Below are 21,173 nucleotides of genomic sequence, written 5' to 3' on the forward strand. Positions count from 1 at the left end.
TTTGAAAATATATAAGTAAAATAATGGCACAGCATAAAAACCCATACATCTCAAGAGTTCAAATAAAAAACTTCCGAAATTTCTTAGATGTTGATGTAGCATTGGATCACAAGCAGGTCATCATAGGCGAAAATAATGTTGGAAAAACCAACTTTTTAAGAGCTATCCAACTCATTTTGGACAAAGACTATTCTGATTCAGATAGACAACTAATTCCTGAAGATTTTCACGATAGTATTGATAATCCAATGGAAAATGGGAAAGAGATTGAGATTAATTTGGAAATTAAAGGTTACGAGCATAACAGCAAAATTAAAGCACAATTCGTTGATGCTGTCATATCAGATGCTCCTCCCACATTACGACTTACTTACAAGTTTATACCTAACAAAGATGAGTTTGAGAAAATAATCAACTATAAATATATTATTTTTAAAGGTAACAATGAAGAATATAAATTCACGAATGAGGATCGAAGTTATATTAACATTTATGTTATTAGAGCATTGAGGGATGTTGAAAGAGAATTAAAATCAAATAGGAATTCACCTTTATATAAACTTGTTAAACAATATGAGATATCTTCTGACCATTTAGAAGAAATATCAGATGCCCTTAAAGAAGCCGCTGAAGGAATTTTGGAATTAGATGAAATTGTACATATAAAAGCTAGTCTTTCCAATCGCTTTGCCTCCTTATCTGGCCTCCAAACCGACCATCAGATAACGTTAAGAACATTTGATATTGATACTGAAAGGTTACTCTACACCTTGCAGGTATATATGGGGTTAAAAGAAAGACCTGTTTCTGAATTAAGTTTAGGATTAGCCAATATTCTTTACATCTCTTTGATGCTTATTTTATTGAAAGATAAAACGATATTACCAATAATAAAACCTGAGCAGTTTGGCTCACTGGTGGCTGAGGATGGAGAAGGAATATTGTCCAAACTATATGAAGTAAGTGAGAAGGGGAATTATATTTTAAAAAAAGAAAAAGAAGACATTGAAGCTTTGTACAATTTTATGGATGAACATAATTACAGGCACCAGGCATTCACAATTTTAGCAGTCGAAGAGCCTGAAGCACACTTACATCCTACATTACAAAGGTTGATATATAGAGAGGTGCTTCATAATAACAACACTTCTGTGATATTCACATCACATTCCACCTATATTACATCCGTAACACCACTGAACTATATTGTTCATATTCGAAAGGTAGATGATAGCAGTAAAGTTTTCTCAACAGTCTCTTTATCTCTTCCCGTTAAAGAGAAAAAGGATATTGAGCGATATATAGATGCCAAACGTGGTGAAATTTATTTTGGTAAAGGGATTATATTGGCTGAGGGTATTACAGAAGAATATTTTATTCCTGCTGCTGCAGATTTGATAGAAAAGCCATTAGATAATTATGGAATTGTAGTTTGTAATATTGATTCAACTAATTTTAAGCCGTATATTCAATTACTTAATACTCTTAACATTCCGTGGGTATTATTTACCGATGGAGATTATTATGAGATTGAAGAATATTTCGATAAAGAAGGGAAGCCTAAGACTAAACGAATTTATCATATAATGGACGAAACTACAGGTAGAGCTTGGGGATATAAAGGCAACGAAAATATTTTAAACATTCTCTCTACACTTGGAATTATAGCAGAAGATGAGAAGTTAGACGAAGAAGATATAAGAGATAAAGGATGTTTTATAGGACAATACACCCTCGAAGTTGATATGATAAATAATGCTGATGAAGACGGAATTGAAATACTCAAAAACATCTATAACGAGTTGAAGTCGGGAGGAGATGAAATGCAAGAGAATTTTGAAGAAGCTCTTGATACAGAAGATTATTGGTCTGCTCTTAGAAAAATTGACGGTAATATAAGCAAGGGACGTTTTGCACAAAGATTGGTTGATGAGTTAATTCCAGAATTGGTTCCAAATTATATCAGTGAGGGTATCGAAGCAATAGTTCAAAAAGTCAAAGATTCCTATGAATAGTTTATTTTTTCAAGATTTAGAACTGATAAAAAAGGACGATAAACAGTATGAAGCCTATCAGTCGATGGAGAATTCCGTAATTATTGCTGGTCCTGGCAGCGGTAAGACACGCGTATTAACTCTAAAAGCGATAACGCTTTCAAAAAGTCATATTCATAAACCTTGTGGATTAGCTTGTATCAGTTTTAGTAGAGAATCTGTGAGAGAATTAAAGAAGAGATTAAAGAGTTATGGTTATATTTCAAGTAGCAAGGATTTCATAGGAACAGTCCATAGTTTTAGTTTGTTACATGTTATTCAGCCGTTTGCTCATCTATATCCTCAATATAATGTAAAATATCCTATCAAAATTCTTCCTGACGAAATAAAAGAAAACATCTACAATTCGATACTCAAAGAATTAAAAATAGATACACGGTATAATTTGTCTCTAACTGATATAAATAAACACAGATCTCTTTCATTAAGAGGTCGAAGTGAGGTCAATATGGAGTCGTCCGAGTTAATTGCAAAGGCTGCCGAAATCTATGAAGCAAAAATAAGGGAAACCGAATTCATTGATTTCACCAATATTATCAATTTGTCTGCTAGAATCATAAATGAACAAGAGTATGTTCGAGAAACACTAAGAAGCAAGTTCCCATGGTTAATGGTAGACGAGTATCAGGATTTAGGGAAAGCATTACACGAAATGGTTCTAGAATTGGTATTTAATGCTGGAATAAAATTATACGCAGTTGGAGATACAAATCAGTCTATTTATGGATTTAACGGCGGATATCCAGATTTTTTATTGGAGCTTACTAGAAATGACAACCTAAAAACTATTGAATTAATTTCGAATTATAGAAGTTCTCAACACATTATTGATGCCTCAATCGAGGCACTTAATCCCGTTCCTCCCTATCCTAAATACGTAGCTGGTAAGAGAAAAGATGATATTGCGGATTTTACTTTTATTACATGTGAAGAAGAGATGGAGCCACAATATGAAGTTGTGGCAAAAAAAGTAATACCGAATTTGTTAGCTAAGGGTATCCCATTAAATGAAATTGGGATTATTGCAAGTTCCAATACGCAGACTCATCACATGGCACATTACATGCAGCAGCAAAAAATTCCTTTTTTCATTGTAAACTGGAGTTTTGAGAACAGTGCCGTTGTTGTATGGCTACAAGACTGTGCATCATGGTGTAGTAATAAAGATGCACAATCTTTTGAAGAATTGTTTAAGTTCTGGAAAAATCTGATAAATAATCATAATGATTTTCGTAAAAATTGGGAAAATATTCGGTTGAAATCATTCTTTTACAAAGTACTAACAGAAAATATAGTCAAAGCAAACGTCTATGAATGGCTAACTTGTATCATCACTAATTTAGATCTAAAAGATACACTAATAGATTCAGAGATTTATCCTAATGAGACAGAAAATTTAGATGAGTTGTTAAATGAAGCTAAGCTCCGCAATTTAAAAAATGTAAATATAACACGATTTGCAAATTTGGGATTTCCAGAAGATCAGATCACCATTACTACAAGACATAGTTCAAAAGGCTTAGAGTTTGAAGTTGTTATCCTCTTAGGAATGGAGGAAGAACATTTTCCAAGTTTCTATCATTTAGGAAATGAGACAGCTTTGGCTGAGGATCAGCGCCTATGTTATGTGTGTGTTAGTCGTGCAAAGACAACTTGTATACTTCTGAGATCCCGAATTTTTACTATCCAGACAAGAAGAGGTCCTTGGAGGAAAGAATATGCAGCATCACGTTACTGGATTAGTTTGTATAAACGATTTGGCAACGAACAAAATACTTTTACTAAGGATACTTATCCATTAATGCAAAAGAATTAATTTTATACTCCATAAAGAACTATACACTAATTATTGGTATAGCTAGCTTTGTCGTATAACAGATATGATAATTATATCATAAGATTTGCCTTGCTGATTTTGTTGGATAAAATTTTCATTGCACTATATAAGAAGTATTTAGCGATACTTGAAGAACATTAAACTAGAGCGGATCTGTATTTTAAAAAAGACCTGTGAAAATATTTCGTCCAGCATTATTAATAAGCATATATTTTTTTGAAGGATTACAGATTCTCACTCTCTTAAACAAAGGCTTGATGATCCTTATATTTTATCCATGCGATGTCTTATATCATTCTTAAATGTTCTAGCAGAGTCTTAAGCGAATATTCAAGTTTTGTAAGGTGCTCGTTTTGTGCGATTGTGAACTCATCTTCCGGATCATGATTCTTTTCAAGATCTTCAGTAATCATTTTATGCTGTGCAAAGAGAAACATTAACTGTAAATAAATAGGAAAGAAGGGAATGATCAAATTACAGTCATCTTCAAACTCTTTGACACTTATTTTAAGTTTTTCTTCCTCATTAGAATTCTGATATCTTTTTGGCTTAGGATTTTTTGTGGGGTAGCCGTCTCTATGCTTAACGCAATTTGCCACCCAATTAACTTTGTGAACAATATCAAATTGCTGCCAGTCTTTTATATTAAAATTAAATCGTTCCTTAGTCCAGCTGTTTAGAGTATTCTCCGAGTTGTGTAATTCTGCAAATAATTCTTCGGTAACAGAAGTAATTTCATTAACATAGTTTTCAAGTTTATGAAAAACACCGACGTAGGAAAGTCTAATCGTATCATACAAAGTATCTTTAAAGTCAATCTGTTTGATGTCAAGATATTGCCGATACTTAGATTTCTCAATATCTCTTTTCGCATCATAAATTGCTTTATTAGTAGCTGGGATAAAGTGTTTTGTAACCAACTCTTTGTAAGACGAAATATCAGCAATTTTATAGGATATAATATTAAATAATCGATGAGCCAGCTCATCTTTTCGTGTAAGGTCAAAGTTTGGCAATTGTAAAAAACCTTCCATAAGCTTCTCAACAAAAATATCAAACTTGTTTTTATTTAATGTTTTCATCATCTTTCGGGGTATCAAATTTTTTAAAAGTTATTTCATCATTAATTTTCATGTGAGAGTGCTTTTCCTTAAGTGCATTTAAAAATTCATCTTGTTGAACAGATGTTAGAGGTTTATCAGGAGGCTCCGGAACTCCATATATGCCTATTTTTGCTTTATATTGCTTCTGTTCATATTCTTTCACAATTTTCCCTATTTCTTTTTCGATGAGACTGTATTGATGGGCTGTATGAAAAACACTTTTAGTTAAAAGATCAGTAATAATATATCGATGGATAACTTTGTTTCTTTGATCATACAAAGTATACAATTTATCAAATAAATCCTTATTTATTATATTATTTTGAAGAGCCATTTTATAGACCTGCTTTTCCATTACAGGTTTATCGTCTTCCTGCTGATATATGAGAGTGGTATCAATTGTATTTGAATTATTATCTAATTGTATTTTTAATATTAAAATCAATCTTAACAGCGCATCAATCTGATTTGATAGTAATACTGTGATTTCTATTGCTGAACCATTATCATAAGCTCTCTGAAGTAAATCTACGGAAGCCGCATAAGATGTCATAAACTGGTTAAACCGGTAAGAATTTAAAACAGATTCTCGTTCTGTATCAACAATAATTCTAATACTGCTCAAGCAAAATAATACTTTTTCAATTTCAGTTTTTAACTCAATAGAATCTTTGTATTCATTTTCATAAATATAGGTACATAATAAAAATTTATTACCAATTACAGCTTCCCAGCTGTAACCATCATTTCCATCTACAGAAATAAATTTTTCTTTAAAATCAATTCTATATTGTTTATCATTTTTATTAATTGAAGTATGAAATTCTTCAGAATTATTTGCTTTAGTATTCGTAATAATATGACAACTGATGGTAAAACTTCCGATAGACTCATCATAAAGTTCAAAACAGTTTGATGTCAAATTTTCTGTTCCGTAAATATTATTTTTAAATAATCAATCAGCGGGTATAGTCAACATATAGTTTCCTGTTTTGTCAACAAATTGTCTCATAAATTACTTTTATAATGTAAATTTACTTACAGTGAACTAATAAACAAAGTTTATCAAATATTGATTTTCCACATGATAAATAAGTATTTGGCATTAATCTTAGCTACTTTTCGAGAATCCTTTTCTAGAAATAATAAAAAATTACTCAGCAGTAAAAATTATTTTTACCTACCAAATAGATTCAGAAAACAGCATGATTATTGTGAATTTGTAATTAATCAAATTGAAGAATTGGTTTTGCATGAAAGATTTATTGAACTAAAAGTGCAGAAATTTGAATTGTCAGAGGATATAATTGAAAAAATGAAAACATCAGATGAACATATTTTTGATCGTCTAACTTATTTAGGTTTGAATAATGAATTAAATCTAGTAGTCAATAATCATTTGATTCTTTCACTGATTATGGAAACATGTTATTTTATACAGGAAAGCCTACTTTGCTCGTTGAAAATGAGAATGACTGTGTGTTTCACTTTATTAAGAAAACCTTTTCTTGAAATATCTACCATTATGATGAGGTTGCTTAATGAGCCCGATTTTATCGATAAATTTAATAATCTTGAAGATTTCGACCCTATCAAGATAACTTATCAGGAAAAAAAAAGATTATTAGCTGAAACAAATAAATTATTAAATAATCATTTTGATAATGATGATTTATATGATTTTATTTTTAATAAAGATTTTGGGGATAGCCTTCTCAATCTTACTAACAATGCTGTTCACCTATACACTGATCGTAATCCTATTTCGGCCACTGAAAAGCAGAATTTGAATTTCATATTTAGTACAGAGGAAGATATCAATCATATGTGGGAATATATCTATGACAATATTCCTATGTTATTATCTTTTTTGGCTTCTTCAATTGATTTGCTAGTAAGTAAGTCTATTGATGTAGATGAAGCTGTCTCTAGAGAAAGATTACAGCAGCGCCAAATAATGAGTAAGAGATATGGGATAGAATAATGTTAAAATAAATCATTTAGATCGTTATGTGTTTTGGTATTTAAATGTCAAAATTTTTTTTTGAAAAAAGAAAAGCAAGGATAAATCCTTGCTTTAATTAGTGTTGTCCAGGTCTTGACCTGCAATGTTGAGTTACATATTCTAGACGCCCGAAACGTATTCTAGTATAAGCTCTTACAAAAACCGGTCTCCACAAGGAGCATAGTAAACATCTGTTCATGATACAAAAATTTTATTGTTTGCAACAATGCATTCTTGCTCATAAGATGTTTAACAATACAAATGTACTTAAATTTATATTTGACACAAAAAAATTCAAATAAAAATTTATTCTTCAGGAAAATTTCCTGTAAAATCTCTCTGTAGAATGTTTTTCATTAACCATTGACTTTAGAAAATCAACATGCTCAATAGTTTTGTCAATAAGCGGGTCTTTGGTTCCATAATATCCTGTCTTATTCTCAAATTGTTCCTTCTCGATTTCAGCTAAAATCAACCTAACAGCTTCTGCCATCATTTTATATCTGTTAGCAATTTCAAACAACATGAAAGTTTTAATATCACTAATGATGTATCTATGAACAATTTTATTTCTGTCATTATATAGATTAAACAACAAGTCATAAATCTCGGTTGTAATAATTTTCATATCAAGTGCTTTCTTATATATGCTTTTTTCTGTAATTGGTTTATCGGTCTTATCTTGATATAGGTACTGAATCTTAAATAGATTGGATTTTTCAATAATCTGATATTTAAGAACAATGCATAAACGCAGATAAGCATCAATTTGCGATGCGTATACTATAATAAGTTCAATGGGAAATTCATTTTGTAAGGCACGCTTTAATAGGTCAAATGTTGCCGCTAAAGCCGATAAAAATTTCTCATATCGGTAGAAATGAATAGCCTGTACTCGAGATTGAGGCTCTATGCAAATTAACGATTTTAGACATTCTTCTGCTTTATAAATCTCTTTAAGAACTACTTGTTCGTCTACCAATGATGGACGATAGATATATTTAGCCATAAAGAAATTTTCTTTGACCCAGGTTCCCCATAGTATTAAGATAAAGCCGTCATTTTCATCAATTTTTGTCTTTTCAAATTTTAAATTTCGCTCGAAGTAACCTTGATTTGAAAATCTTTGGTTATCTGGTTGCTGTTTAATGTAATGACTAATTTGAAAACATCCCATCGGATTTTTAAATGGTTGAAAGCTAAAAGGCGATTCGTTTTCATTACCGTGTAATTCATTCTGATAATCCCAATCGATTGGTATGTGAATTTCAAATATACCGTCAGGACTTGTAAATGTTTTCATTTTTTAAGATTCTATTAATTCAATTCGGGCACAGAAAACAAAGCTGAAAATTGCAGAGCGTGTTAGTTGTAAAAGCCTCAAAGTTTCTTTTTCAAAATGATCCAAGTCAGTTTTTAAGGAAAATTTTTCTGCTTCCCAATCGCTGTTTAGATAATTACGGTCATTTATTGAAAAAATTCCATGTTCTAGTTTATTTCTCCATTCTTTGTAAAAACCAAATTCTCCATTGTTTTTTTCAAGATCACATGCAATACTATACAATGCAGTAAGATGAATGTTCCTTTTCTGATTTATTTCTTGCCATCTTGTGCTATTCCTTTTTTCGCTCCAAAAGTTTTCAAAGTATATAGATTCATTTCTATGCATAGTAAAATCAAATATGTAGCAAATGCCTTCCGCAATTTTATCAAGTATTCCAAAACACAATCGAAAACTTGTTCTTAGCTTTTCATATTTAATACCATTTACAATTCCATCTACTAAATTCTCGTAATGAGCTGTTTCTTCAATAGTCTTTAAGTCATGAGAGTAATCAAAAAATAGTTCTTTTGAAAAACAGAATTCTGATTTTATCCTATTACACAGCAGTTCTAATTGTACAATTTTTTTATTTTTTGTTTGGAAACCACCATGGCCAATAGTTATATCATCTTTTTCTGCGCCGTTACAATTGCAATACAGGCTATGTTCAGATAAACTTAAAAAGTTATCTAAGAAAAATTTAAGTTTTAAAGGATGTTTTTGATATTCTTCGTTATTCAAAATTGCTTCATGAGGAATTTTTGAGATACAAAAATTTTGTTCTTGGAGAAATTGATACGCATACGATTTACTTGTTTTTATTTTTTCATTAATAGCTTCAAAAGGAATCTGATGTTTTTCTGCTTCACTAAACAGTCTGTAAACCTCAATAAAAAGAGCGATTGTTATGGGGCATTGTGAATATTTTACCATTGTTAATAAACCTTCAGCTTTTGCGGCTAGGGCATAGAAAAAATTATCATTGTAATTTAAAACGTTATCATATAATTGGAACGCCTCAACATACCGACCAGAATTAATCAAATTATTACCAAGATTAGTCAAGACTTGAATGGAGTAGTCGTTTGGTTTTCTTATATCAAGAGCTTTGAAACTTCTGAAATAGTATTGCTTAGCTTCAAATAAGGTTTCAATATTCTCTGGGATTGGAAAAAATTCACTTACATCTTCGGTATCTATTTTGTGAAGTGATTGATATGCATTACCTATACAATAATTTAAGGAATCTTCTGTGGCGTAGTTTTTTATTTTATCCTTATTATCTAATAGAATTTGTAGACCTTTCTCAACTTTTTTCTTGTCATAAGATTCATTTCCAAGATCAATAAAAAATCCTGCAATTGCTTTCAGTATTAAATAATCATTTACATTCCGATTCATTAATGCTTTTTCTAAAGCATCATTAGCTTCTCCATATTGACAAGTGTCTAATAAGTAGCTAATTTCTTTATTTAAGTTTAAAATGTGATGCACAGTTAGATAGTTATGTTAGCGGATGTTCATTCCATTAATATTATAATCTTTCAAGTATTGCTTGAGTTCCGGATGTAATGGTATCACTTTTTCATCTATATATTCTTGTATAAACGGTGCAATTTCGTATTGAATATTTTCAGGAGGAACCATGTCATTTTCGAGATAATCCATTATATCATCTGACCGAACTAAGGTTGAATCAATCATTAGTATGAGTAAGAGAAAAAATGTCAGTATATAAGATATTCTAATGTTAATGTTGTTGAGAAAGACCTCTAAATTCTTATTGGGTAGATTAACTAAATTATGAGAAGTAAATTTGATTCCGTTATTGTGGACATAATCATTTAGTTTTACTGTTAAATTGAACCAGTAATTTTCTAAGCTATAATCTTTCAAAATTTGTTTTATTCTTTCATCTTTTTGAAAATAAATCATATAGTTTTCAAAGCTAAGTTTTCTTTTATTTCTTGATGATAATTGATCCACTGAATTTTCGAGCCAAGCAGCGACCGCGATTTCATCTCCGGACAGTGTCGTATCTATCGTCATAGATGAAAATGAAGCGGTGAACTTTTCAACATCGCTTAGATCTAGTTTGTCCAGTTCTTCTGATTTAAATACGTTTCTTTTTGTTGAATTATCCAGTATAAAAACATGTAGTAGCAAATCGTCCCTAAGTTTTCGAATTAATGTATTTGCATCCGAAAAACTTCCGTTGGAACAGCAGCTCTTTATATTTTTTAGCGTTTTACAACAGCTTTGCAGCAAGATAGTAGTGAAGAAATTGACCTTTTTATCAGAAATAAATGTTATCATTTTACCACTGTAAGTAATATGGCTAGAAAATGATTCTAAAAAGGATACGTTTTTTTCAAATTCATTAGAGAAAGAGTTAAATTCTTCGGATTGCTTTATGTCGTTAAATTTATTCATCCTGTATTTAGTTATTACTACAATTTACTGTTTTATTTTCTTTCTGATGATAATCGGACTTTTTTTAGCACCAGACTTGGTAAGAAATTGCAAAAATTATAATTTCTCCTATGCGGATGAAAGCTTCCCTGATCCTTTTAAAAAATCTAACAACAACATTAATGTATTGTTTAGTTTTGCAAAACTTTCTTCTTGTTCAGATATTTTAGCAATATTTTTTGAGCCATGAAAAAGATTATTTCTGAATCTACTGGTTATGATCAATAAAGCAGATAGTTTATCGTAATCGACAGTAGTTTCACCTTCTAAACAATTTTTTAAAGACTGCTTAAAAGCTTGCTCGGTTTTATTATCACGGAAATCTAGCTTTTCAAAAATCAAATTAGTTTGCTTATTAGTAATATAGCGCTCACGAAAATAGTTATATGGAACATCGAATGATTTTGGAGGTAATGTGTATCCCTTATTATTTAGGTCAGTTAGGTTTTGTTGTATTTTGCTTAGACTACCTTCTTTATCACAAAAGAATCTTTCAAAAAGATTCCAAAGTAGTGTGAAATTTTTCACATTTTCTATTTTATTGACTTCTGGTTTAACACCATCTTCTGTCAAGAAATTTTGTAACCAAGTGTTTTGATCCATATTGAGTTATATTTAAAGGATTGGCGAATCTTTATTTACGCTTGTAATTTATAAATGTTACTCGAAATCTTAAAATAAACTTTAAGATATTCTGGGTTTGTTTCTGAAAGTATCATTAAAGTTTGTAGCTTAATAGAAGTTAATGTTATAATTGAACTGCCTAAAATCACAGTCATATTTTTGACTATTTTATTTTCAGTTGCAAAGTATATATGTTCTCTATGTGCAAGTATTCCCCCATGAACATACGAAGATAATTTTGAGTACTGTACTATTATTTCTTTTAAAAGTCCTCCTGAATCAAACTCCTTATTGTCTATATGCTTTTCAGTAAAACTAATAATATTCTTTATGCTGAGATCTCTGGCTATCACATCTAATTCTTGGAGATCGTACTGTGCATAATTGCTATTGCTCCTATAGAGTTCATCTTTTAAATCTTGAGCATTTTTTTTAATTTTTAGATTTGTCTCTATCGAATTCTTTGATTTTAGTATCAAAAATTTATCGTTGAATTCTAATGCTGTTCTGAATTTGTGAGAATAAGAATCGGATTTTCCATTAAGGGCAAAGTTGAAAAAATAAAAATTAAATCTCAAAAAATGTTCAGTCAAAGAACGATATAAGATATTGATAGAATAGTAGTTTTCAGAATTTACCGCATTTAAAATGGCATCGAAGATTAAATGTGTACTGTTTATGTACATAAAACAGACTTCACTTGTATACTCGAAAGAACTCTTTAGCAATATAGGTAAATCACGCGTAATATCCTCAAAATCATTGATTATCTCTTTATGTATATTCTTTAACTCGTCTATGGTTTGCATATTATAGTTTTAATAAATTTACATTTTTTTTATCAAAAAATTTATTAATCCAATATTTATCCGCTTCAAAATTTGATAAAATTATCGCTATCGTCAAAAAGATATAGTTTTATATTGTTTTAATAATTTAATTTTGCTGATAAAGATATATAGGAGTTATTTAAATTTATATACTTGGTTTAAAAAAATAATATGCGATATTCTATTTTTGATTATAGATGATTGTCGAAAGTTCTGCAAGTTTATTCAAATCCTCCACAAAATTTTTCGAAAAATGCACCGCTGAGGTCACTCAGACGGACAAAACATTTTTTAGTTTTTTGTCCGTTTTTTTTTTGTAAACTATTTTTCATTCAAACTCAAGATATAGAGAATTGCATATAGTGTCCGGTTTGTTTCCATTGATTAGTTGAATTGTATATTATAAACATTTCCAATGTTCATCAATTGACCGGAAGACTTTTTAAAAGTTTCTGAATCTATTCTCATATTTGAACTCTGCCATAGGAGTGGAATATTAAAAACTTAAGTTTTGCAGGAACAAATTCAGGTCCTGATCCTTAGGCAAACCTATCTTTTGTTTTAGTCTGTATTTTTGTATTTTCACCGTGTTAGGATCAGTTTTAAGTAGCTGAGATATATCTCTGTTATTCATATGCAAATAGATATATCCGGCGTATTTCAGATCTAAATCTGTGAGCTTCCTGCCTGAAATTTCTATTAATTTTCTGTAAAAACCGGGATGAATCTCCTCAAATAAAATCTTAATATTTTTAACATCATCTGAAATAATTTTGTCTTCTTTTAATTCTCTTTCTATATTGATATCTTCCTGATTGCTTACTTTTGTCGACAGATTATGTAGAAAATTATTCTTTTGCTCCAACTGTAAAGAAGTCGCAAGTATTTGCCGGTATAATTTTTCCTTTCTTGTTTTTGTTAATTGTAATTCTTCTCTTACCTTATTCTTCTCCTCTTTTTCCCTGATAAATGATTGCTCTATTTCTACTTTCTCCCTTCTAATTATATTCATTTTGCGAAGTTTCAATTTTAATCTGTTACGATAATAGTACAGTAAAAGAGCCATACCTATGAGGGATACAGTAATAATAATAAAAAGGATAATGCTTTTATTCTTTAATTGTCGCAGCTGAAAACCTTCTTTTTTTTCGGACTGGTAAATTACTTCATAAGTAGAATTATAATTATTAAACAATGATTCATAGTATTTATTTGTAATATCACGACCTTCTTTGGTATACTTTATTACTTTATCATAATCTTTCATACTTCCATAGAGATTGGCAAGATTATCGATGATCATTACAAGATTCAAAGCGTTGGTATCATCATTATCTTTAGATAAATTATAGGCTTTTAACAGATATTTTTCTGCAGTTTTGTATTCTCCTGATGTATAATAATAAGTGCCTATATTGTTGTATATAAGAGGGGTAAAGTAAGAAAGCTTAGGCTCGTTGGCTGCTATTTGCAGTGCTTTAGCATAAGCCTTCTGACTTTCTGCCTGCTGATTTTTGTAAAGTTCTCCATATTGTAAATAGTATTTTACCAGGCATCTTTCGCGTGCCGCTTGAAATTTTATCTTTTCTGCATATTGATAAGAAACCTGCAGCGCATTTGCAGCCATTTTTCTATAATCCTCATTGTTTGTATTTGCCAATTGTTTTATATAATAACTGCTCAGGTTTGTATAGGATGAACTTATTGCTATTGGATTTTTGGAGCGCTGTGCATATCTGGTTAACTCTAAATAATATTTTCGAACGTCATTTTTTATATGATGCTGAACATAAAAAGTTACTTTCAAATACGCTAAAACGGCAAGAATAAAATTGTTGTTGTTCTGCTTTTCGAAGATATTGATGCTGCTGTTTACATATTTTCTGAAGAGGTATTTATCATTAAGGCCTGCATAATAACTTGCGTAGCCGTAATCAAGGTAGGCTGTTAATATTTCTTCCTTATCCTCTGAAAGTAACCGGGATGCTTTTTCCAAGGTTTGTTTGGCTTCCGGGTACTTTTTTAATTTGGTATAATAATCTACAAGATATACCATCCCTATGATCTTCTTAGAATGATCAGTTGAATTCAAAAACTTACTTTCTATATTATCTTTGGCTTTTTCGAAATCTCTCCCGAATAAATAGGCATACGTTTCCTGTTGTTCCCAATCTGTATCACTTTGAGCATAACATTTATTGGTAACACCTAGTATGAAAATCAACAATAGAAAATAAAAACGTTGCATTACTTACATATTTACAAAATGAACTCATTTTTACTACAAAAATATAAGAAATTATACTTTTTTACTAAATGATTTAATTCACGGTTTTTCACTAACGTATTGATGGTTATTGAGTTATATTAAATTGTATACGGAATGTATACCAGTTTTTTCGCTCTGTGCACTCTAAGTATACTTTGGTTTCTTTTCTCTTCAAAATCGTCTGCGGAACTTTGCATAGAAGTTAGGAACAGATCATACTTCTTTCATTTAAATAATGTTTTTACTATTAATCTATTAAAATTAAGAATTTATATCTATAAAAAACGACTAAATGTGAAATAATATTCTAAACAATAGATTTTATTTTAAAAGATCAATAAACAGTATACAGATACTGGTATCTCACTTATCAATTTTTTTTCAGGAAGGTGGTAAATACACTAAAATTACTACAGATTACATTTAAAATTATTCTAAAATGGATAGACCCAACTACAAGCAAATTTATCATGATATTATTCTTGAACAGTTTCCCAATAAAATGAAACAATGTCAAAATATTCTTAGTAAAAGTGTTTTATCTGCATTAGACGTTATTAAACTTAATAGTATCCTTTGGAGAAAGCATAATGTTAATAACCAGAAACATAAGTCGTATGATAAAGCAAGTATTTTAAAAATGCTTGAATTTCAGAAAAAAAATAAGATGAATAATCTGCAGCTTGCTGCCCATTTTAATGTCAGTAGAAACACAGTAACTGCCTGGAAGAAAAGATTTTTAATAAAATAAAAAAATCAGATGATCAATTATAACCATATACATATTGGGTCCTATATCAAAATGCGTTGTAAGGAGTGTGAAATAAGTTCATTAAGAATAACTAATTTTTTTGGGTATTCAGTTTCTGAAATTGATAAAATGTATCAACAGGAAGCGATGTCTACAGATGTGCTGCTGAAGTGGTGCAAATTACTGGAATATGATTTTTTTAGAATTTATACCCAACATTTGATTCTGTATTCACCGCCCTCCAAAGAAAATAATAACAAATCGGGAAAAACACTATTGCCGAAGTTCAGAAAGAATATTTATACACTGGAAATCATTGAATTTATCCTTGGTAAGATCGAAAATGGAGAGGTAACCAGAGCTGAGGTAATTGCTAAATACAGAATCCCCAAAACAACCTTATACAAATGGTTTCAAAAATATAGAAGTGGAAATTTCCCGAATAATAGCAACTAATGTAAATTCTGGTAGTACACACATTAATTATATAATCCAGAGAAAGAGCTACAAGAAAGATCTTTCTTCTTTTTAAAAGCTAAAAATTCTAAAAACAAGATGGTAACAAAAAAAAACATTTTAATAATCTTGACCACATTATTAAATCTATTTTCCTTTGCACAGGTCGGTATCAATACTGATAAACCAGCCAGTTATTCCGGTTTGCATGTCTCCGAAAGAAAAGATCCGGCTAATGCAAATCCTGACAGATACAATGGTATTATTATTCAGCGTTATACTGAAACAGAACGTGATACGCAACTCACTCCCAATATGGGAATTACCCAAAACAGTTTACTTATTTATAATACCAGCGAAGACTGCTATAATTATTGGAATTATGCAGATATGGAATGGAAAAGCCTTTGTGGCGCCCTTGGAAAATCTGCTTTCACCTTTGACTGCTCTGTAGTAACTGTAAGAGGCTCATATGTAGAAGGCAGAGAACTTACGAATTCCAATTTTCTCACTATCCCCGTGGTGGTTACAAAACCGGGAGAATATACCATCATGGCTACAACAACCAATGGATATAGTTTTTTCACTTCAGGAACATTTCTCAATACTGGTGAGTATACAATACAGGTTCCTGGACAGGGGAAGCCTGTAGCTGTTCAGGTAGACACTCTGAATATTAATGCAAACGGAATTGATGTAAATTGTACTCCTCCTGTGCAGGTAAATGTTATGTCTGCAGCGGCCACTTATACAATGAGCTGTGGTAGTGCAACTGTTAATGGGGTTTATAAAGTTGGTACTGCCTTAACAGCAAGTAACACAATTACTTTACCGGTAAATGTTTCCGTGATGGGGAGTTATACTATTACTACCAATACAGTAGACGGTATTTCTTTCACTGGAATGGGTTCATTCACATCTATTGGGCAGCAGAATGTAACACTTTACGGAACAGGAACACCAACTTCTACAACTGTTAAAGCAATGACAATTACATCGGATAGTCAGGGAACTGTAGAAACAACCTGCAGTGTAAATGTTATAGTTGTTGTCCCCACAAAAACTTTTCTCCAGATAGGGAGTTCCTCTTTTTCACTGGGCTATGTAGGAGAAACATCAGCTTCCCGCGCGTTTTTATCTGCTCCTGTTAATTTTGGAGCTGCAGAAAATAGTAAGATAAAAGTGGAAGGATATAATTTTTCTACTGCATATAGTGCTTCAGCCGCAATAACCGGACTTAATAATAATCCTGATATTGTACTAATAGGATATCATTTGGATATTACAGATGATTTGGCCACTGCCTTGGCAAATTATGCTAAAAAAGGTGGTGTTATTATGATGATATCTGAAAATACAAGCGTTGAGCGTTTCTTTCGAAAGTTGTATGGAATGTCCAATATTGATGCTTCGGGATCAACAACGGCCAATACCGGTTCTGCTTATTATTACACTATTCAGGGCATTGATGATGAAATTACAAATGGAGTTTTTGGTGATGTACGAGGATTATATTGGGGAGCAGATGTAGGAAGTACTACGATAAGAATTTCGAATCTTCCTGTTAATGATGCTATTATTTACTCCACATCAAATGCAAGCGGCGGAAATGCAGCTACATTTTTCCGAACAGCAAGTTATAATGTAATTTTCGTTGGTGACGGCGGATGGCTTTCTAATCTGAGTACCGGAGCGGATGTGCCTAATACCGGGCCTACTGCCCATGCAGGTTCATCTACAACTGCTTATGTATTTGCTATTAATCCTGATTTTACTGTCAGACCGCGTACAGGTTATGACGATGGGGTAACCATTTATAACTCCACCGTTTTTGCTAATATGATGGCCTGGGCTGTAAAAAAAGCAGAAGAAAACAGGTTGAAAAAATAATCAGCATAAGCCTTCATGATAATATAATTTTAAGGGTAAGCATCGCAATAATTTCTCAGTATAGCCTCATAGATAAATATAGTCTATGAGGCTTTGATTACCAGTCACATTCCTGTCTTATACCTTAATCATGGAGCAGAGAACATATGAAGTTCAATGAATAGTTCTGTGTCTCTCGGTAATACCAATCTGAATAAGCCCTAAAGCTATTGGAAATAAAGATGCTGCAATCTATGTTCAACTAAAAATATCTAAATCTATTGAAAGACTTATTTTATTATTCGCTGAAAGGGGAAACAAGAGTCAATACTGTTACAAAGCTGAAAGAAAATGCTGGATGCATCATTGAAAATGATGACAGCATTACTGTTATTATTAATAGATGGTATGTAAAGATGGTAATTTCTCTGATATTATTAAATGATTCTGTTACAGTAATTGTTATAAGAAAAAAATGTACACCCTTCTTTGAAAAATATACAGTATTTTAAGGAAAAATGGGTTTGTTATAGATCGATCCACACATAATTTATATTTCTCCAAAAATCAGAACCTGATGAAAAAATATTTTAAGCCGCTAAAAAGAGTATTGTCTCAGTATTTAAAGATTAAGGGATGTCTGGGTTTGATTAAGCAAAATGGGGTAAGATTGAAAGCCAACTTTAGCTGACAATTCAAATTTTGCTGAAATTTATATCAACTATTAAAAATATTTCTGGTCTTCAGTTTTCTCTGTTTATAAGGTTTAAGCTATTGAACAGATGCTAATGTTTGATGGAATATGTAGAATCAATACTATACTTTTACTTGAGAAATACCTTGATATTTTAAGTTTCTGCTAACAGATTATCTCCAGGGTGACTATCTGTTTCTTCTTCAGGCAGCTGTAGATTTATGGGAAAATATGGCTTGCTTAAAATTGTGAGAACAATACCAGCGCCTTGCCAGTCAAAGTGCTAAAAATCAATTAAAAAATGCGAAGCTCTTTTGAACTTCGCATTTCTAGCGACTTAGATTTCTATAACGCTAGACCTAAAACCATAAAATATAATTTTCACTATTGCCTACCTGATTAATCAGTATTTTTTACATAAGATTGAATGGTGATAGAACTTCTGTTCGTAAAATCACTTGTGTTTGTTGCTGTAGCAGGTTTCTTTCCGACATATAAATCCAGATTCCCACCTAAATAATTGTAACGTCTCGCTACAGCTACCCTGATAGTATGCTGTCCTGCAGATAAGTTATTTATTGTTGTGGCAACCGTTTCTGTCTGGAACCCGTCAATCACATCATAACCAAAAAATCCAAGTCTTACAGCATGCAGTTTATTATCTATGAAAACTCCTATCGCAAAACTCGTATAAGAATTGGCTGTGGGCAGATTTCCAACAAATTGTATGATGGTTTGTAATGTTATTGATACTTTGTTATCATTGGCTGTTCCGGGAATTGTCATGTTAGTTTTAAGCCCGTCTAAGGGATACCATACCTGTTCGCCGGCATTCGTAGCACTGATGTCCATTCCTTCATTATATGGTATAGTACCACTGTCAGAACTCCCGGATAGAGTTACTCCTTGATTACCGTCTCCATTGATTCCTAAATCAGATATCGATTCTGCATTAGCCAGATAGTATGATCCAGGGGGTACAACTGGAATGTTTACAGTTGTCCATCTTGGAGCTGTGGTGTCACCTGTTGAAACCAAAAACTGACCATTGGCCCCTCCATTACCCATATCCGGATTTCCGGAATCAGGAAATCTTAAGGTATTTCTTACTAATAGATCACCATTTATATCCAGTTCCTGTTTAGGTTCTGCAGTATTGATTCCTACTTGTCCATAACTATTTATTATGGCTGAAAATGCTAGAATAGTTACTATTTTTTTCATTATTTATTGTTTAAATTTTACTTGTAAAAAAGAGAAAGGAATTGTTTTCATTTTCCTTTCTCGGGGAATTAGAATTTAATGTTAATACATATGGAGTTGTGAATGTGAACTGGGAGATAAAAAATTCATTTTTTTGTTGTTTTAACAGATTAATTAAAAAAGAGGAAAAAGGAACGTTATCCTGATCAAGTATTAACAATAGAAATACATGCCTTTTTCCTGATTATTACCGTTTTAAAATCTCAAAGTGCTGCATAACCTATGAGATTTTGCGGCTGTAATACAAAATAGATCCTTATCACAGCCATTTTGAATGAGGGAACTTACGGTTATATTGTTAAAGGGTGCTTTCACTTACTCAGCCCTGTACCGGATTGAAATTGTGGAATCATCTATCCCTATATTTAATTGCTTTATTTTATTTCCAACGAGTATTGTTCAATCTGATGATATCCAACGTCGACAGATGCGGCTTGGATAAAATATTTAATAATTATCTCTTGGATAATTTTCCAATAGAAAGGGGATTTGTTTTATTATTTTGTTCATATAAACTTAATTTTAAAAAGTATTGTATAATAAATATCAAATAAGTGTCTTTGAATTTATAATGAAATGACCTTCTATTTTATATTTATTAATTCTTGGACAAAGATCCGCAGATTATCAAAATCATGAAAGAAAACACAGTATACATCTGGTAAATAGCCGGTAGAAGCATGGTATACATTATGTATACGGATTAGCGTAACGTTTTGTTTTTCAGCTTTAAACCCTATGGGTGTGTGGTCGGAGTCTACGTTCTAAAAAATGGTCTGCTATGGGATAACAATAGTTTTCCCAATAGCTATAGAAAGAAATTACAGTGCTGCTACAAACTGTCTGTAGCTGGAAAGTTTATCATTTACAAACAATCTAAAGGTCTCTGGATAAACTGAAAATAAAGCGAAAAGTGCATTAGTCTTTTTTGAGTAAATAATAATTATTAGTTTTGAATATTGGATTTGGTATATCGTCCATATAAAGTTAAGAAGAAAATAAAAGTACAAAATAGAGCAATGAGCGATTTGTTTGAAAATTACCTATCCTCAACAGGAGAACTATCAGCGGAGGAAATCCACTTTTCTGTGCAGTTTTTCAAACCAACTGACTTAAAAAAAAATGATTTTTTTATTCGTGAGAACGAATCCTGCCGTTATATCGGATTTATTGCCACAGGTGCTGTAAAAGCATATGTTCTTGACAAGGAAGGCAATGAAAATGTAACCTGTTTCAAATTTGAAAATGAATTTATTACCTCATTTCAGGAATTTGTAAAACAGGAAAATTCCATAAGGAGCATCAGGACGATAGAAAACAGCGTAATCCATCGGATAAATTTCCAGGATTTCCAGAATCTGCTTACCCGGATACCCGCCTGGAATAACGTTATAAAATCGCTGATGGAAAAAGAGTATAGCCAAAAGGAACGTTATCTGCTGAATTATAATAACAGATCTGCTGTGGATAAATATCAACATGTTCTTTCTAACGAGCCCATGCTTGTTCGGAGAGTTGCAACACAGGACCTGGCATCCTACCTGGGCATCACCCAGCGATCGCTTACAAGGGCGAAAAGACAACTACACAGCCACAATATAGTATAGGACAAATGTCCTTAT

At 31.5% G+C, this 21,173-nt stretch carries 17 protein-coding genes; 8 read left to right on the forward strand and 9 right to left on the reverse strand.

What is annotated here, in order from left to right; genetic code table 11:
* Positions 1-23: 23 nt before the first annotated feature.
* Both DDF69_RS12620 and DDF69_RS12625 read left to right on the forward strand, forming a co-directional pair.
* A complete protein-coding gene (locus tag DDF69_RS12620) occupies positions 24-2,015 on the forward strand; it encodes an ATP-dependent nuclease (protein WP_114821087.1) in 1,992 nt (663 codons plus the stop codon).
* Positions 2,008-3,870 (forward strand): UvrD-helicase domain-containing protein, encoded by a 1,863-nt coding sequence (locus DDF69_RS12625; RefSeq protein ID WP_114821088.1) that lies wholly within the window; start codon positions 2,008-2,010, stop codon positions 3,868-3,870. Before DDF69_RS12620 ends, DDF69_RS12625 begins: the two co-directional genes overlap by 8 nt.
* Before the next feature lie 308 nt (positions 3,871-4,178).
* Here the strand turns inward: DDF69_RS12625 and DDF69_RS12630 are convergent, their stop codons facing one another.
* Together DDF69_RS12630 and DDF69_RS12635 are read right to left on the reverse strand one after the other, a co-directional pair.
* The gene (locus DDF69_RS12630; RefSeq protein WP_114821089.1) at positions 4,179-4,976 is read right to left on the reverse strand and encodes a hypothetical protein; all 798 of its coding nucleotides are present in this window, start codon (positions 4,974-4,976) and stop codon (positions 4,179-4,181) included.
* Entirely contained in the window at positions 4,957-5,916 is a 960-nt protein-coding gene (locus DDF69_RS12635) for a hypothetical protein (RefSeq protein ID WP_114821090.1), read from the reverse strand. The genes DDF69_RS12630 and DDF69_RS12635 overlap by 20 nt, the downstream gene beginning before the upstream one ends.
* A gap of 162 nt (positions 5,917-6,078) precedes the next feature.
* Here DDF69_RS12635 and DDF69_RS12640 point away from each other — a divergent pair, with 162 nt between their 5' ends.
* The gene (locus tag DDF69_RS12640; RefSeq protein WP_114821091.1) at positions 6,079-6,978 is read left to right on the forward strand and encodes a hypothetical protein; all 900 of its coding nucleotides are present in this window, start codon (positions 6,079-6,081) and stop codon (positions 6,976-6,978) included.
* A gap of 334 nt (positions 6,979-7,312) precedes the next feature.
* Here the strand turns inward: DDF69_RS12640 and DDF69_RS12645 are convergent, their stop codons facing one another.
* From DDF69_RS12645 to DDF69_RS12670, 6 genes are all read right to left on the reverse strand, one after another.
* Entirely contained in the window at positions 7,313-8,302 is a 990-nt protein-coding gene (locus DDF69_RS12645) for a hypothetical protein (RefSeq protein WP_114821092.1), read from the reverse strand.
* Positions 8,303-8,305: 3 nt separating this feature from the next.
* Positions 8,306-9,817 carry an LA2681 family HEPN domain-containing protein gene (locus DDF69_RS12650; RefSeq protein WP_114821093.1) on the reverse strand — a complete coding sequence of 504 codons (1,512 nt, stop codon included), beginning with the start codon at positions 9,815-9,817 and terminating at the stop codon, positions 8,306-8,308.
* A gap of 15 nt (positions 9,818-9,832) precedes the next feature.
* On the reverse strand, positions 9,833-10,756 hold the full coding sequence (locus DDF69_RS12655; RefSeq protein ID WP_114821094.1) for a DUF5677 domain-containing protein: 924 nt from the start codon (positions 10,754-10,756) through the stop codon (positions 9,833-9,835).
* Between the two features lie 108 nt (positions 10,757-10,864).
* A complete protein-coding gene (locus DDF69_RS12660) occupies positions 10,865-11,398 on the reverse strand; it encodes a hypothetical protein (RefSeq protein ID WP_114821095.1) in 534 nt (177 codons plus the stop codon).
* Positions 11,399-11,433: 35 nt separating this feature from the next.
* On the reverse strand, positions 11,434-12,228 hold the full coding sequence (locus DDF69_RS12665) for a hypothetical protein (protein ID WP_114821096.1): 795 nt from the start codon (positions 12,226-12,228) through the stop codon (positions 11,434-11,436).
* Positions 12,229-12,745: 517 nt separating this feature from the next.
* Positions 12,746-14,497 (reverse strand): tetratricopeptide repeat protein, encoded by a 1,752-nt coding sequence (locus tag DDF69_RS12670; RefSeq protein WP_114821097.1) that lies wholly within the window; start codon positions 14,495-14,497, stop codon positions 12,746-12,748.
* Between the two features lie 460 nt (positions 14,498-14,957).
* On the opposite strand from DDF69_RS12670, the gene DDF69_RS12675 reads away from it, so the two are divergent.
* The 4 genes from DDF69_RS12675 to DDF69_RS12690 all read left to right on the forward strand — a co-directional run bounded on the left by DDF69_RS12675 (position 14,958) and on the right by DDF69_RS12690 (position 18,106).
* Positions 14,958-15,269: a helix-turn-helix domain-containing protein gene (locus tag DDF69_RS12675; RefSeq protein ID WP_114821098.1), complete on the forward strand. Its 312-nt coding sequence runs from the start codon at positions 14,958-14,960 to the stop codon at positions 15,267-15,269.
* Between the two features lie 129 nt (positions 15,270-15,398).
* Positions 15,399-15,725 (forward strand): hypothetical protein, encoded by a 327-nt coding sequence (locus DDF69_RS12680; protein WP_306595443.1) that lies wholly within the window; start codon positions 15,399-15,401, stop codon positions 15,723-15,725.
* A gap of 129 nt (positions 15,726-15,854) precedes the next feature.
* A complete protein-coding gene (locus DDF69_RS12685; protein ID WP_162800922.1) occupies positions 15,855-17,615 on the forward strand; it encodes a hypothetical protein in 1,761 nt (586 codons plus the stop codon).
* Positions 17,616-17,875: 260 nt separating this feature from the next.
* Positions 17,876-18,106, forward strand: coding sequence for a hypothetical protein (locus tag DDF69_RS12690; RefSeq protein ID WP_114821101.1), 231 nt, complete (start codon positions 17,876-17,878; stop codon positions 18,104-18,106).
* A 581-nt stretch (positions 18,107-18,687) separates the two neighbouring features.
* Here the strand turns inward: DDF69_RS12690 and DDF69_RS12695 are convergent.
* Positions 18,688-19,512 (reverse strand): hypothetical protein, encoded by an 825-nt coding sequence (locus DDF69_RS12695; protein WP_114821102.1) that lies wholly within the window; start codon positions 19,510-19,512, stop codon positions 18,688-18,690.
* Positions 19,513-20,570: 1,058 nt separating this feature from the next.
* On the opposite strand from DDF69_RS12695, the gene DDF69_RS12700 reads away from it, so the two are divergent.
* On the forward strand, positions 20,571-21,158 hold the full coding sequence (locus DDF69_RS12700) for a Crp/Fnr family transcriptional regulator (protein ID WP_114821139.1): 588 nt from the start codon (positions 20,571-20,573) through the stop codon (positions 21,156-21,158).
* Positions 21,159-21,173 lie beyond the last annotated feature (15 nt).

Source organism: Chryseobacterium sp. KLBC 52 (genome assembly GCF_003347605.1).
GTDB lineage: Bacteria > Bacteroidota > Bacteroidia > Flavobacteriales > Weeksellaceae > Chryseobacterium.